Origin of the sequence: Sphingobium sp. BS19, from assembly GCF_027925545.1 — a bacterium.
In the GTDB taxonomy this organism is placed as follows: Bacteria; Pseudomonadota; Alphaproteobacteria; order Sphingomonadales; family Sphingomonadaceae; genus Sphingobium.
Genome location: NZ_BSEF01000096.1, coordinates 1 through 261, shown reverse-complemented (window position 1 = coordinate 261; position 261 = coordinate 1). Strand labels below are relative to the sequence as shown.

Genomic DNA, 261 nt, shown 5'->3' with positions numbered 1-261 from the left:
GCGGCGTGGTCGCGTCGGCAGCACGGTGCTGTCGTAATGCGCCGCCATCTCGGCGTAGCTGCGGTTGACCTGAGGATCGTACAGGCACGCCTTGATCACCGCGACCTTGGCATTGTCGGGCACGAACAGCGCTGGCGCGCCTCCGAACATCGCCAGCGCGCGGGTGTGGGCGGCCAACCAGTCCGGCAGCGTCTCGGTCCAGCTCCCTTCCGCGTAAGTGAGGCTGGAGGCGCCAAGCACCGCCACGAAGATGTGCGCGTC

Annotated in this window: 1 pseudogene; it reads right to left on the bottom strand. The window is 68.2% G+C overall.

Going from position 1 to position 261, the window contains the following annotated elements:
- Positions 1 to 261, bottom strand: a pseudogene (locus QMG56_RS23325) (DDE-type integrase/transposase/recombinase); the annotation flags it as partial.